The 14607-nt window shown below is 71.1% G+C and carries 11 protein-coding genes; 4 read left to right on the top strand and 7 right to left on the bottom strand.

Annotated elements, in window-relative coordinates; genetic code table 11:
- The first annotated feature begins 131 nt into the window (after positions 1 to 131).
- Positions 132 to 1979, top strand: coding sequence for a hypothetical protein (locus Q6348_RS14970; RefSeq protein ID WP_304602195.1), 1848 nt, complete (start codon positions 132 to 134; stop codon positions 1977 to 1979).
- 54 nt (positions 1980 to 2033) lie between these two features.
- Here the strand turns inward: Q6348_RS14970 and Q6348_RS14965 are convergent, their stop codons facing one another.
- From Q6348_RS14965 to Q6348_RS14945, 5 genes are all read right to left on the bottom strand, one after another.
- Positions 2034 to 3356, bottom strand: coding sequence for a lipopolysaccharide biosynthesis protein (locus tag Q6348_RS14965; RefSeq protein WP_304602194.1), 1323 nt, complete (start codon positions 3354 to 3356; stop codon positions 2034 to 2036).
- A 250-nt stretch (positions 3357 to 3606) separates the two neighbouring features.
- Complete coding sequence (locus Q6348_RS14960; protein WP_304602193.1) at positions 3607 to 4614, bottom strand: Gfo/Idh/MocA family protein; 1008 nt, start codon at positions 4612 to 4614, stop codon at positions 3607 to 3609.
- A gap of 2 nt (positions 4615 to 4616) precedes the next feature.
- Positions 4617 to 5705 carry a DegT/DnrJ/EryC1/StrS family aminotransferase gene (locus Q6348_RS14955; protein WP_304602192.1) on the bottom strand — a complete coding sequence of 363 codons (1089 nt, stop codon included), beginning with the start codon at positions 5703 to 5705 and terminating at the stop codon, positions 4617 to 4619.
- 41 nt (positions 5706 to 5746) lie between these two features.
- A complete protein-coding gene (locus Q6348_RS14950) occupies positions 5747 to 7048 on the bottom strand; it encodes a nucleotide sugar dehydrogenase (RefSeq protein ID WP_304602191.1) in 1302 nt (433 codons plus the stop codon).
- 51 nt (positions 7049 to 7099) lie between these two features.
- Positions 7100 to 7705 carry an acyltransferase gene (locus Q6348_RS14945; RefSeq protein WP_304602190.1) on the bottom strand — a complete coding sequence of 202 codons (606 nt, stop codon included), beginning with the start codon at positions 7703 to 7705 and terminating at the stop codon, positions 7100 to 7102.
- A gap of 230 nt (positions 7706 to 7935) precedes the next feature.
- On the opposite strand from Q6348_RS14945, the gene Q6348_RS14940 reads away from it, so the two are divergent.
- Both Q6348_RS14940 and Q6348_RS14935 read left to right on the top strand, forming a co-directional pair.
- A complete protein-coding gene (locus tag Q6348_RS14940) occupies positions 7936 to 9837 on the top strand; it encodes a DUF4012 domain-containing protein (RefSeq protein ID WP_304602189.1) in 1902 nt (633 codons plus the stop codon).
- A 198-nt stretch (positions 9838 to 10035) separates the two neighbouring features.
- Entirely contained in the window at positions 10036 to 11811 is a 1776-nt protein-coding gene (locus Q6348_RS14935) for a DUF4012 domain-containing protein (RefSeq protein ID WP_304602188.1), read from the top strand.
- Positions 11812 to 11832: 21 nt separating this feature from the next.
- On the opposite strand, the gene Q6348_RS14930 is transcribed toward Q6348_RS14935, so the two are convergent.
- Complete coding sequence (locus Q6348_RS14930; RefSeq protein WP_304602187.1) at positions 11833 to 12459, bottom strand: CE1759 family FMN reductase; 627 nt, start codon at positions 12457 to 12459, stop codon at positions 11833 to 11835.
- Positions 12456 to 13598, bottom strand: a complete 1143-nt coding sequence (locus Q6348_RS14925; protein WP_304602333.1) for an LLM class flavin-dependent oxidoreductase — start codon at positions 13596 to 13598, stop codon at positions 12456 to 12458. The genes Q6348_RS14930 and Q6348_RS14925 overlap by 4 nt, the downstream gene beginning before the upstream one ends.
- 234 nt (positions 13599 to 13832) lie before the next feature.
- Between Q6348_RS14925 and Q6348_RS14920 the strand changes: the two genes are divergently transcribed.
- Positions 13833 to 14531 (top strand): hypothetical protein, encoded by a 699-nt coding sequence (locus Q6348_RS14920; RefSeq protein WP_304602186.1) that lies wholly within the window; start codon positions 13833 to 13835, stop codon positions 14529 to 14531.
- Positions 14532 to 14607 lie beyond the last annotated feature (76 nt).

Raw genomic sequence — 14607 nt, 5'->3', positions numbered from 1 at the left:
TACGGTTCAGCACACCAGGGAGTCTGTGACGTGGTCGTAGGTGGTTCGGTTCTGCCCGCGTCTCGGGGCGCGCGAGTGTCGGATCCGGCAGTGCCCGGGCGGCCGTGCAAGCGCCCTGGGGCGGTTAGCGCATGAGCGTCTGGCGCTCCCGCGCCGTCCAGGCCCTGCGCCTGTTCCCGCTAGGCCTCATGGCGGCGACGGCGTTCGTTGCCTACGCCGTCATCGTCTGGACGCTCCCGCGCGGATTCGACTGGACGGACGAGGCCTTCGTCGACGTCATGATCGCGAGCAACCGGGTCGCCGTCGGTGAGCCGTGGGGGTTCCAGCACCTGCTGAACCCGCTCTATGTCCTGACGGGCGAGAGTGTCCTTGCCCTGCGCATCATGCGACTGGGGGGTTACGTCCTCCTGAGCGTGGCGCTCGTCCTGCTCGCGCGGGCCATCCTGCGCAGGCTCAGCATCGCGGTGGGACGCTCGGGATGGCTGGCGGTCCTCCTCATCGCTCAGGTGGGCACCTTCGTGGCGTGGAGCTATCCCCCGCGCTATCTCAGCCACAACGAACTTGCTTCGTGGCTGTCCCAGATCGGCGTCGCGCTGGCACTGCTGTCGCTCGCGTGGGGCCTGTCCGGAACCGACGCCCGACTGGCAGCCCGGGCGCTGTGGCCGGTGTGGTTGGGGCTCGGAGCGGCAACGGCGCTCCTGGTGTTCGCCAAGGTCACCTCCGGCGTCGCGTTCGCGGCGGTGCTTGCGCTGATCTACCTGGTCCCGAACAGCACCTTTCGGGCGTGGAAGCGGGGCACCGCGGCCGGCGCTGGAGCGGCAGCGGTGCTGCTCCTGCTCTGGGGCAGCGGGTACCCCATCCGCGCCTACTGGCACAACGTGACGTCCTTGTTCCTCGACCCATCGGCCCAGGCCGACTTCGACCATCCGATCTCGGAGCTGGTCGCGATGTACGGCCGAACCCTGGCCGACGCCGGGAAGGCCGTCCTGCCCGCACTCGCCCTCTTCGCTCTTGCCATGGTGACCGCACGCCTGGCCCGCCGGCATTCGGGCGGCGGAGCCTGGCGCTGGGCGTCCTGGCTCCTGGGGGCTCTCCTCGTGGTCGCGCTCCTCCGGCTGCCGAAGGTCAGCGTGTGGGACTACCTCGGCGCCTTGATCGTCTTCCTCGGTCTGGCCGGCGTCATCGGCCTGCTGGTCCTGCGGGGTGAGGGCGCCACGACGCATGGCTCGGCGGCGCACCGAAGGATCGCTGTCGCTGCGGGCGGGATCGCGCTCACGGCCGCCCCGTTCATCAGTGCCGTCGGAACGAACAACAACCTTCCGGGCCAGTTCCTCTTCGCAGCGACGCTCTGGGCCGTGCTCCTCGGCGTCGCACTCGTGCTACTGGCGGAGCACGACATGGCGCTTCGGAGCCCGGCACAGGTGATCCCAGTGGCCATCGTCTGCACCCTGCTCCTGATGAGCGCGCTCGCGGTCAAGGCAAGTGCAGATGAGCCGTACCGGACGCCCTCGCTGTGGTCGCAGGACACAACAACGTCGGCCCCCGAGTTCCGCGGCATGTTGCTGACCAAGGGGGAGGCCGAGTGGATGGACTGGATGTCGAACGCCGGGAAGTCCTTGCACGCGGACGGTGTCCCGACGATCGCGATCTCGTCTCCCGGTGCGCTGTACGCCTTCAACCACAGCGGCTACGCGAACCCCCGTATCGAGTCCTATCTCCCCGTCTCCGTTTCGTCGGTGCGGTCCGCCTGCAGGAAAGGGCCTCCCAAGGACCTCTTCGTGCTGCAGCCCGGAACCGCTGTCTCGGACGGCCCTTCGACGGTCGGGGTGGCGGCGGCTCTCGCCGAGTGCGGCATCGACTTCCCCGGGGACTTCGCCCTCGCGGCCAGCCGAGAGGCCCCCGAACCGGCGTTCGACATGCGGATCTGGCGACTCGCACCTCACCGGACTCCGGCGGATGCGAGCTCATGGCCGCCGTGAGGCCGGCGAGCGGTTGAGCGACCGGCGTCCCCATGACGGCCCCAGTAGGAACCCCTAGCTCGGTACAGCAGGGCGAGGGCGGTCGTTCCTCCTGATCGTGCTGTAGGACATGCCCCACGACGCCGAGTACGCGACGGCCGAGGCCACGCCGTACGCCCACAGTGCGTGGAGGGCCGAACCCCCGGAGAAGTAGGTCGCGGCGACCGCGCTCACGATCAGGACCAGTCGCCCGGCGTCCCACGCAAGCTGCAGCAACTGCCGCTCGAACACGATCAACGTCTGCGAGACCGGTACGGCAAGCAGCTGCGCGGCCAGACTGACCGCAAGCGCCTGCGCGTACTGTCCGCTGGTCCGCCACTCCGAGCCGAAGACGAGGCCGAACAGGAACGGACCAAGCGCGACGACCGCGACGGCGGCGGCCGCACCGACCGCGAAGAGCCGCCTGCTCGCGGACACGAACAGACGATGGGCGCGCCCAGGCTCGTCGTGCGCCGCACGCGCGAGCTCGCCGAGGTACACCTGGGCCATGGCGGTGCCGACGAGCATCACCGGCAGCGACAGCACACGCTGGGTCAGACCCATCCAGCCGGCAACCGAGCTGCCGTACCAGTAGGCGATCAGGATCACCGGCAGCTGCAGCCCCATGACGTTGAGCAGGCCGGACGGCGCGAGGATGAGCGGGAATCGGCGGTAGCGCCTCGCCATCGCGCGCAGCCGCGCCGGCGTTCTCCCTTCGCGCCCCTCTGCAGTGAAGAGCTGCGATCCCGCGACGAGGCTGACTGCGCTGGTGGCCTGGCCCATGCCGAGCCCCACGACGAGGCCACCCGTCTTGAGACCAAGGAACCCTGCACCCAGCTGTGTGGCGACCATGGCGGACGACTGCAGGACGTTCCGCCGGCCGATCGCACTGTATCGGCGATGTCGGATCGCCAGCTGGTTGAGAAGCAGGTATGCCCCCATGAAGGCCGAGATGACGGGCAGTGCCCAGAGCCACGGCATGAGCCCGGCTTCGTCGAAGCGCGCCGCGATGCGGTCTCCCATGGTGGCGACGAGCGTGCCGGTCACGATCAGACTGAGAACCGTCGAACCGAGCCCGAGCGCCACCAGCGCCTGAGCGTCGCGTTCGTCCTTGGGCAGCGGGACCGCCAGCTCGAACCGGAGTGCGGCGACCGTTCCGACGACGGTCACCGCCGAGGAGATCACCGTGAAGAGTCCGAAGTTCGCGGGGCTGTAGAGCCTCGAGAGGATCGGTGCCGAGATCAGCGCGAGCACCTGACCCGCTGCGGTCCCGCTCAGGATCGTGAGCGCACCTCGGCGGGTGTGCGAAAGACGGCCCAGAGTGCGACTCAAGCCACTCGCGAGGAGGGAGCGCGTCACAGGATCGCTCCTTCCGGCACAGGGCCCCACGCGGGCCGGACCCGACGGCGGACAAGACCCACCCACACCGCCTGCTGCGGAGTGGCGGCGCGTCGCAATGCTATCCGGCGGCTGTCCGCATCTGGACTGTGGACGGGGGGCGGGCATTGCTCGCCCTGCCGCGTCGTGCCAACCGTCATGTGGACCTCAGCGCGTCGCGCTTGCCCTCGCTGCCTGCTCCGCATCGCGGCGGTACGTGTGCGGAACCGTGTCAGGCACGCTGGGGTCGGTGCGCGATGGCGACCGTACGACCGGTGTTCGCCGACTCGATCATCGCCTCCGCGACCGCGAGCGTCGCCATCCCCTGCTCGAGCGTGACGATGTCCGCTGGCTTGCCCAACACGGCGTCCCGGAAGTTCTCATGCTCCACCCGTAGCGGTTCGGGCTTCGCGATCGCGAATCGGATCACGTCACCCTCCGAGACGCCGCGGAACTGCGCGATCTCGTCCCGCGTGACCCTGACCGAACCGTTCACGTAAAGGGTGAGGTCGGCCGTCAGGGTGTCGGCGACGAACGCGCCCTTCTCCCCCGTGATCGTGGTCACCCGCTCCTTGAGGGGAGACAACCAGTTCACCAGGTGGTTCGTCGCCGTACCGTCCGCGAGCTGACCGGTCGCCGCGACGAGGTCCTCGTGCTCGCGGCCGCTGGTGAAGACGGTGTGCGCGCCGATCGACGTGAAGTCCCGCTGGGTGACCCAAGCGGTCAGGTCGATGTCGTGCGTCGCAAGGTCCTTGACCACGCCGACGTCGGCGATGCGCGCCGGGAAGGGGCCCTGGCGGCGCGTCGTCACCTGGTAGACCGTGCCCAGCTCGCCGGCGGCGATCCGGGCCCGCGCGCTCTGCAGCGCCGGGTTGTAGCGCTCGATGTGGCCGACGCCACCGATCAGGCCACGCGACGTGAACGCCTCGGCCACCCGCCGCGCCGATGGCCCGTCGTGCGTCACGGGCTTCTCGATCAGCGCATGGATGCCGGCCTCGGCGAGAGCCATCGCCACGGGCTCATGGTGGATGGTCGGAACGGCGACGACACAGTAGTCGAGGCCGAGCGCGATCAGTTCTTCGACGTCCCGCAGAAGCGGGCGACCGCTGGCGACACCGTGCGGGTCGCCGTCCGCGTCCGCGACACCCACCAGGTCCACACCCTCGAGGCTGCCGAGGACGCGGCCATGGTGGCGGCCCATCATCCCGAGGCCGACGAGCCCTGCCCGGAGATTCGCCATCGTCACGCACCCGCCTTCGCGAGCGTGTTCACCGCTGTCACGATGCGCTCGAGGTCGTCCCGACTCAGCGAAGGATGCACCGGCAGCGACAGGCACTCGGCGGCGGCCCTGGTGGTCTCTGGCAGGTCGACGTCGACGGCGAACGGCGCAAGCTGGTGGTTGGGAACCGGGTAGAACATGCCGGAGCCGATGCTGTACTCGTCGCGGAGAGCCTTCGCGAGGCCGTCCCGGTCCTGGGGAACGCGGATCGTGTACTGGTGGTAGACGTGCACGGCACCGGGAGCCACGGGCGGCGGCGTCACACCTTCGAGGTTCGCGCTGAGGAACGCGGCGTTCTCCTGGCGTTGCCGCGTCCAGGCGTCGACCTTGGTCAGCTGGACGCGACCGATCGCCGCGTGGATGTCCGTCATCCGGTTGTTGAAGCCGACGACCTCGTTCTTGTACTGCTGCTCCATGCCCTGGTTGCGGTAGAGCCGCAGCTTCCGTTCGATCTCGGGGGTCGCCACCGACACCATGCCGCCCTCTCCCGAGGTCATGTTCTTGGTGGGGTAGAGGGAGAACACGCCGAACGAACCGAAGGAACCGACCGGAGTTCCTCCGAGCGAGGCACCGTGCGCCTGAGCAGCATCCTCGAAGATCTGGAGCTCGTGCCGCTCGGCGAGCGCACCGAGCGAGCGCATGTCCGCGGGATGCCCGTAGAGGTGGACCGGCATGATGCCGACCGTCCGCTCCGTGATCGCCGCCTCCACCGCGGCCGGCGAGAGGCAGAAGTCGTCAGCGTTGATGTCGGCAAACACCGGCGTGGCGCCGGTCAGTGCCACCGAGTTCGCCGTCGCCGCGAAGGTGAACGACGGCACGATGACCTCGTCGCCCGGCCCGACGCCCGAGGAGAGCAGGCCAAGGTGCAGGCCGGACGTCCCCGAGTTGACGGCGACGCAGCTGCGACCCAGACCGAAGTGGGCTGAGAACTCCTCCTCGAACGCCTTCACCTCCGGGCCCTGGGCAAGCATTCCCGACCGAAGGACACGGTCGACCGCGGCGCGCTCCTCCTCGCCGATCAGCGGCCGTGCAGGCGGAATGAACTCGGTCATGACAAAAAGCCCCTAACTGTGTATGCCTGGGTGGGGATTCGCTAGCGGTGCGAGGACCCGTCTCCGATGACGATGACGGTGGCCTCCGGGAACGCATCCGGGTCGAGCACGCGCCGGCCGTCCAGGGCCGCCCTCAGCCCGGGGAGGTCCTCCGCGGAGAGCTCTCGGTACTCAGCGTGATCCGCCTGCACGATCGCGAGGTCGACCTCGGTCCCGAGCTCGTGCGGGTCGAAGCCCAGCCCGCGAAGCTCGCCGTCGGTGTACATCGGGTCGTGCACGGTCACCGTCGCGCCCTCGGCGCGGAGCGCAGCGACGGTCGGGAACACCCCGGAGAACGCCGTCTCCTTGACGCCGCCGCGGTACGCGGCCCCGAGAACCACCACGCGCGCCCCGGCCAGGTCCCCGTGGGCTGCCTTGAGAAGGCCCACCGCGTAGGAAGGCATGGCCGCGTTCGCGTCCCGGGCGGCACGGACGACGCTCGCTGCCGGGTCGTTCCACAGGTACAGGCGCGGGTACACCGGGATGCAGTGCCCGCCGACGGCGATGCCCGGGCGATGGATGTGGCTGTAGGGCTGGGAGTTGCTGGCGTCGATGACCTGGTAGACGTCGATGCCCTGGGTCGCGGCGAAGGCCGCGAACTGGTTGGCGAGCCCGATGTTCACGTCTCGATACGTCGTCTCCGCGAGCTTGGCCATCTCCGACGCCTCGGCGGACCCCAGGTCCCACACGCCGTTGCCCCGCTCCAGGTCGGGTCGCTCGTCGAACTCCAGCACGGCCTCGTAGAAGCGGACGGCGCGCGCCGCGCCCTCCGGCGAGAGACCACCGACGAGCTTCGGGTACTTCCGCAGGTCCGCGAACACTCGTCCGGTGAGGACCCGCTCGGGCGAGAACACGAGGTGGAAGTCGGCACCTTCGGCGAGCCCGGACCCGCTCTCCAGCATCGGCTTCCAGCGCGTCCTGGTCGTGCCGACCGGCAACGTGGTCTCGTAGATCACGAGTGTCCCGGGGCGAAGTCCGCGAGCGATGTCCTTGGTGGCCGAGTCCATCCACCCGAAGTCGGGCGCGTCCTGGTCGTTGACGAAGAGCGGGACCACCACGACGACGGTGTCGCTCTGGGCGACGGCGTCGGCCGTGTCCGTCGTGGCCGTGAGGAGCCCGCCGCGAACCGCGTCCGCGAGACGCTCCTGAAGGTGAGCCTCCCCGGGAAACGGTTCGCGGCCCGCGTTGACCGAAGCGACGGTGTCCGGGTTGACGTCGGCCCCGACGACGGTGTGCCCACGGCCCGCGTACTGGACGGCCAGGGGCAGGCCGATCTTCCCGAGTCCGACGACGGTAATCCTCAACTCTGCACTCCGAATCAGATCAGGCCACACACAGGAGGGGAGTGCGTGGCATCACTCGCCGGTCTCGCCGCCGGACAGCTGCGCCAGGAGACCCCCGGCCTCCTGGAACTGCTCCCCGGTGACCGGGCACTGCCACGTCCCGTCCGTAACCTGCTCCAGGGGTACGCCGGCGCGGCCGACCCACCGGACATGCCGGGCCGGGGAGCCCGCCACCAACGAGAAGTCGGCAACATCGCGGGTCACCACCGAACCCGCAGCGACCAGCGCCCACCGGCCGATGGTGACGGGGGCGACGCACACCGCGCGCGCACCGATCGACGCGCCATGACGGACCGTGACGCCGACGGCCTCCCAGTCAGCGCCGCGCTTGAGCGTTCCGTCGGGCGTGATGGCGCGGGGGTAGAAGTCGTTGGTCAGCACAGCGGCGGGCCCGACGAAGACCCCATCCTCGAGGACGGCCGGCTCGTAGACCAGGGCGTAGTTCTGCAACTTGCAGTTGTCGCCCATCGTCACGCCGGTACCCACATACGCTCCACGGCCGACGATGCACCCGGCACCAAGGCGGGCACCCTCACGCACCTGGGCCAGCGGCCACACCACGGCCCCGGGCCCCAGGGCGACGTCGGCAGCGACCTCGGCGCCCTCGTGAACAGTCACTCGCCCCCCTCTTGCGGCTCCTACGGCCCAGCGACATGCAGTATGGCACGCGCCTCGGGCGCGCCGACGGGACCGGTGGAGCACGTGGGGGCCCGGCGTGGGCCCCGTGGCTCGCGCGTCGCCCGACCATCCGCGCGCCGCCCCACGATCACCCGAATGGGTTCGCAGCGCCGCCTATACTCACCACGCGCCTGCCGGGCGCAGCAGCGTGCGAGGGGACGAGGAGCAGGATGGCGCACTCTCGACCGAGCGCACCATCCCAGCCCGCCCACGCTCGGCCGCGAACGACCGCCGAACCCGCGCACTACCGCCCGCTTCGCGCCAAGCCGCGAAGCAACAAGCGACCCGTCGGCTACCTCCTGGCGCTGGCACTGGTCGGCGGTGCCCTGTTCGCCGCCACCTGGGTGGGAGCCCGGGCCTGGTTCGCCAAGGGTGAGCTCGAGCAAGCCCAAGCCATGGTCACCAGCGTCAAGGACCGGCTGACCGCCGGGGAGTACGGCGGGCTTCGGGACACCTTCGCCGCGGTCCAGGTGCACACCGCCAAGGCCCGCGGGCTGACCGAGGATCCGCTGTGGAGCCTGACGGAGCACGTCCCCGTGCTGGGGCCCAACCTGCGTGCGCTCCGCCAGCTCACCGCCGTGGTGGACGACACCATGACGGCGGCCCAACCGCTGGCCGACCTCGGCAACCAGCTCACGCCCGCCTCGTTGACCCCCAAGGACGGCGCGATCCCGCTCGCACCGTTCGAGACCGCCGCCACCGCGGTCCCCGCCGCCGCAACCGACTTCGCCGCCATCCAGGCGCGGCTCGCGGACGTCTCGACGGCCGGAACACTCTCCCAGGTCCACGCCGCCAAGACCACGCTCGTCGACCTTCTCGACACCGCGACGTCCGCGCTCGAGCAGGCCACACCGATCGTCCAGCAGCTGCCGGCCCTCCTGGGCGCGAACGGCCCGCGCACCTACGTGGTGATGTTCCTCAACAGCGCCGAGCTGCGCGCCCTGGGCGGGACCGCGCTGTCCTTCGCCGAGATCAGCGTCGACCACGGCGCGATCGAGTTCAAGCGGACGGTGCCGGCCGGCAACGGCAACTTCCCGATCCGCAAGACGCCGGTGATCCCTCTCCCGGACGACGTCGAGTCGATCTACTCGGGCACGCTCGGCCAGTTCATCGCCAACGCCACCGTGCGGCCCGACGCCGTCACCGCGGCGAAGATCGTCGACGCGGAGTGGCAGGCCAAGTACGGCACACCGGTCGACGGTGTGATCTCCATGGACGGCGGGGCGCTGAGCCTGCTGCTCCAGGCGGTCGGGCCCGTGAAGATCTCGACCGGCGACGTCGTGAGCGCGGACAACGTCCAGAAGCTCCTGCTCAACGAGGTCTACCAGCGGTACAACACCGGCATCTCGGCGGTGGACAACGCCGCCCAGAACAAGGTCTACGCCGACACCGTCTCGGCGACGTTCGCCAAGCTCACCTCCGGGAGCTTCGACCCGATCACCCTGGTCGACGCGATGAGCACTGCGGCGAAGCAGCACCGCTTCAGCGTCTGGTTCCCGAACGACCAGGAGGAGTCCGCCATCGCGGACACCCCGTTCGCGGCCCGCGGCCTGCCCACCTCCACCAGCAGCGCGGACGTCGTCGGCGTCTACCTCAAGAACGCGTCGTGGTCGAAACTCGACTACTACCTCAAGCCCGCGATCACCACGGCCACCGCGGCCTGCACGGCGGACGGCCGTGAGGTGCACCGCGTGACCCTGAGCCTGACCAACACCCTCAAGCCCGCCGAGGCGCCCGGCCTGAGCCCGTCGATCGTCGGAGGGTGGGAACGGCTGGGCCTGACCAAGGGCGAGCAGCAGTACGTCGTGTACTTCTACCTGCCGAAGGGCGCCACGCTGCTGTCGGGCAGGTCGAACGAGACGCAACAGGACCTTCTCGTGGGCCATGACGGCGGCCACGACGTCAAGGCGATCTGGGTCAAGGTCCCACCCGGTGCGACCAGCACCGTCAGCGTGGACATGCTCATGGCCAACCCCGGCGACAAGCCCGTCACCACCGACGTCACGCCCACCATCCAGCCCCTGACCACCAGCACCGAGCAGCTGGACTGCAGCACCGTCACGCTGCCCTGAGCCCGCCGCCGCGGCGGCCCGCGTCCGGCCGCCGACTTTCACCCGGCCCGCTGCCAGCGCCCCCGCCTATACTCACGGGGCCCGCGGACCCCCGACCGCGGCCCGGGGCTGAGGAGCAGGATGGCCGACCGTCGAGCGAGCCGTCGGCCCGGTCCTGCCCGCGATGACCGCCGCCCGCGACGCACCCGCCGATGGGTCGTGGGCTCCCTCCTTGCGCTGATCGTCGTGGCGGTGCTCGCCGCCGGCGCCTGGGTGGGCACCCGCGCGTGGTCCGCCAAGGGTGAGCTCGAGCAGGCCCAGAAGGAGATCAGCACCGTCAAGGACCGGGTGTCCGCGGGCGAGCTGTCGGGCCTCCGCGACACCTTCTCCCAGGTCCAGGCGCACACGACCAAGGCCCGTGACCTCACCACCGGCTCGCTGTGGAGCATCGCCGAGCACGTCCCGAAGCTCGGGCCGAACCTGCGGGCCATGCGCGAGCTCACGGCCGTGGTCGACGACACGATGACCGCGGCCCAGCCGCTGGCCGAGCTCGGCGACCGGCTCACGCCCGCGTCGCTGGCGCCCCAGAACGGCGCGATCCCGCTCGGGCCGATCGAGAGCGCCGCCACGCTCGTGCCGACGACCGCCGACCAGCTCGCCGCCCTGCAGGCACGCCTCGCGGACATCTCCACCGACGGCACGCTGCGCCAGCTGGTCGACGCCAAGACCACGCTGAGCGACCTGCTCGACACCGCCACCGCGTCCCTGGAGAAGGTCAGCCCGATCGTCCAGCAGCTCCCGACGGTCCTCGGCGCGGACGGCAAGCGCACCTACGTCGTGATGTTCCTCAACAACGCGGAGCTGCGCGCCCTGGGCGGTACCGCGCTGTCCTTCGCCGAGATCAGCGTCGACCACGGCAGGATCGAGTTCGGCCGGATCGTGCCGGCGTCGGGAGGCGCCTTCCGCACGCACGGCTCGCCCATCATCGACCTGCCCGCCGGCGTGAGCTCCATCTACCGGGGCTTCCTCGGCATCTTCATCGCCAACGCCACCATCCGGCCCGACGCGGTCACGGCCGCGAAGATCGTCCAGGCGGAGTGGCAGCAGACCTTCGGCGAGACGATCGACGGCGTGATCTCCATGGACGGCGGTGCGCTGAGCCTGCTGCTCCAGGCGGTCGGCCCCGTCTCGATCCCCACCGGGGACACCGTCACCGCCAAGAACGTCGAGACGTTCCTCCTGCACGACGTGTACCAGCGCTACGACTCCGGGGACTACCGCAAGGACAACGCCGCCCAGAACGCCGTGTACGCGGACACCGTGAACGCGACGTTCGCCAAGCTGACCTCCGGGGACGTCGACCCGGTCACGCTGTTCGACGCCATGGGAGCGGCCGCCGACCAGCGCCACCTCAGCGTCTGGTTCCCCGACCCGGCCGTGCAGGCCGCGATCGCCGACACCCCGTTCGCCGCACGGGGCGTGCCCGAGTCCACCAAGGACGCGGACGTCGTCGGTCTCTACCTGAAGAACCACTCCTGGTCCAAGCTCGACTACTACCTCAAGCCGGCGGTCGCCACCGGGTCGTGCACCGCGGACGGCCGCGAGGTGCACCGCGTCACCATGAACCTGACCAACACGCTCAAGCCGGCCGACGTCCCCGGCCTGAGCCCCTCGGTCGCCGGCGGGTGGAAGCTGCTCGGCCTGGCCAAGGGCGAGCTTCAGTACATGGTGTACGTCTACCTGCCGAAGGGCGCGACGCTGCTGTCGGCCACGGTCGACGGAACCGCGCAGGACGTCCCGGTGGGCAACGACACGGGGCACCCCGTCGCGACCGTCTGGGTGCGGGTGCCACCGGGGGCCACCGGCACGCTCAGCGTCGACATGCTCATGGGCACCCCCGGGGACAAGCCCGTGACCACCGACGTCACCCCCACCATCCGACCCCTGACCACGAGCACGGAACCGCTGGACTGCAGCACCGTCGCGCTGCCCTGAGCACGCCGCCGCACCGCGGCGTCAGGCGTCGCCGAGCAGGTCCGTGAAGCCGGAGACGTCGAACGGGTCGTGCACCGCCCGCGGCGGCCGGCCGGCGACGAGCTCCACGAGCTCGCGCGCGGCGCGGTCCACGCGCCGGGCCAACGACTGCGCGCCCTCCCCCGCACCCCCGAAGTCCTCGGTGGCGGCGAACACCGCGCTGGGGGCCACCACGGCTCGGACGTGGCCCAGCAGCGGGCGCAGGGTGTGGTCCAGGGCCAGGGCGTGCCGGGCCGTGCCGCCCGTGCCTCCGATGAGCACGGGCACACCCGCCAGCGCCTCCGCCGGGAGCAGGTCCACCAGATCCTTGACCATCCCGGTGTACGCGCCGGAGTAGATCGGCGTGACCAGCACCACCGCGTCGGCGCCGGCGACCTGGGACAGGAAGGCGTCCAGGGCCGGCGTCGGGGCGCCGGTCAGGAGCATGCCCGTCAGGTCGCGGGCGTGCTCGCGCAGCTCGACGGTGCTCGCCTCGAGGGCAAGGTCCCGGGCCGCTGCGGCCGTGCCCACGGCATCGCGCAACCGGTCCGCCAGGAGCCGGGTCGACGACGGCTGGCGCAGGCCGGCGGAGATCACCACCAGCCGACGCGGCGCGGACGAGGCCGTCATCGCACCGGCTCGGGGCTCGCGCCCGTGACGTCGTCCGCGGGGGCGTAGACGGTGCCGTCGTGGGCGCCGCCCGCCGCGGCGACGAGCGACGCGTGCGTGGGCGCGTCGGGCACGTGCGCCGGGCGGCCGACCGCCAGCTCATGCCGCAGCACCGGCACGACCTCCTCGCCCAGGATCGCGATCTGCTCGAGGACCACCTCGAGCGGGAGGCCCGCGTGGTCCATGAGGAACAGCTGACGCTGGTAGTCGCCGACGTCGTCCCGCATCGCGGCGTACCGGTCGATCACCTGCTGCGGGCTGCCCACCGTCAGAGGCGTGGTCGCCATGAACTCCTCGAGCGACGGGCCGTGGCCGTACACGGGAGCCACGTCGAAGTACGGGCGGAACTCCGCGACGGCGTCCTGCGAGCGGGGCCGCATGAACACCTGGCCGCCCAGGCCGACGATCGCGGTGTCGGCCGGGCCGTGGCCGTGGTGCTCCCAGCGGCGTCGGTACAGGTCGACCATCGCTGCGGTGTGCTCCATCGGCCAGAAGATGTTGTTGTGGAAGAAGCCGTCGCCGTAGTACGCCGCCTGCTCGGCGATCTGCGGGGTGCGGATCGAGCCGTGCCACACGAACGGCGGCACGCCGTCCAGCGGCCGCGGGGTCGAGGTGAAGGACTGCAGCGGGGTGCGGTGCGTGCCGGACCAGTCCACCACGTCCTCGCGCCACAGCCGGCGCAGCAGGGCATAGTTCTCCACGGCGAGCGCGACGCCGTCGCGGATGTCCTTGCCGAACCACGGGTAGACGGGGCCGGTGTTGCCCCGGCCGAGCATGAGGTCGACGCGGCCGCCGGCCAGGTGCTGCAGCATCGCGTAGTCCTCGGCGATCTTCACCGGGTCGTTGGTGGTGATCAGCGTGGTCGCGGTGGACAGCTGCAGGCGCGTGGTCTGCGCGGCGATGTAGCCGAGCAACGTCGTGGGTGAGGACGGCACGAACGGCGGGTTGTGGTGCTCGCCGGTGGCGAACACGTCGAGCCCGGCGTCCTCGGCGGCCTTCGCGATCGCGACCATCGCCGCGATCCGCTCGCCCTCGGTGGGGGTGCGGCCGGTGGTCGGGTCCGGCGTGACGTCGCCGACGGTGAAGACCCCGAACTGCATCATGGCCCGCTCCTCTGATGATCCAACGTTCAACTACCCGCTCTCAACTCTCCCACACCGCCCCGCATTCCCGCGCGCCGGTACCCCCATCCTCACCCTCCTCCGCCCCGGCCCACCCGCCGAGCTCGCTGATCACGGTCGAGGTCGTGTACTCAGCGAGCTGGACCCGGACCAGCGAACCGGACGCGGGCCAGCGAACTGGGCGGAGGTGGGTGGGGCGGGGATGATGGGGGGATGACAGCGATCGGGCCGGTACCGGGGACGGAGCGCGAGGGGCTGCGGTACGGCGGCCTCGTCGTGCACCTGGACGGGGTGGGACGCGACGCGGTGGTCTCCGCCCTGAGCGCCGCACGGTTCAGCGGCTGGGTGGGACCGGACCAGACGCCGTGGCTCGTCGTCGTCGCCGCGACGCCGTTCGGGCCGGTGGCCGGGTCCCGCACCGGGATCGCGGCGCTGGCCGACCGGCTCGCGGACCGGCTGGGCACCCTGGTGCTCGCAGTCCAGGTCATCGACGACCAGGTCCTGCGGCTGTTCTGGTCCGGGCCGGACGGCGCCGGCCGCTACGACTCCGACCCGACGGTGGGCCACGAGGACGACGACGAGCTCTCCGACGACCCGGAGGGCGTGGAGCTCCTCACCGAGCTCGCGGCGGCGTGCGGCCGACCCGACGCGGGCGAGGACCTCACCGAGCTCCTCGACGAACGCATCGACCGGGACTCCACGTACGAGTCCGAGCGCCTGCGCGCCGCCCTGCGCCTGCTGGGCATGCCGACGTGGCTGATGGCCTCCGCATCGCTGCCGCGAGACGTGCCCGGCGGCCCCCGACGCCGCGAGCTCACCCGGCTCGGCGCCGGCCGCGGCGGGGTCCGCGGCCGCGTCCGGGGCGCCCTGGTGGGACGGGTGCGGCGGCACCGGCGACCTCGCCCCTCCTGACTCCGGACGCAGCGCGCCCGGGCCGCCGTCGCCCTGCTCACCCGCGAATTTGCCCGGTCGCCGGGGGTCCAACGGC

It is taken from the genome of Actinotalea lenta (assembly GCF_030586465.1).
GTDB classification, from domain to species: Bacteria; Actinomycetota; Actinomycetes; order Actinomycetales; family Cellulomonadaceae; genus Actinotalea; species Actinotalea lenta.
Note: the sequence above shows the minus strand (reverse complement) of the source record. Positions and strands in the feature narration are given on the sequence as shown.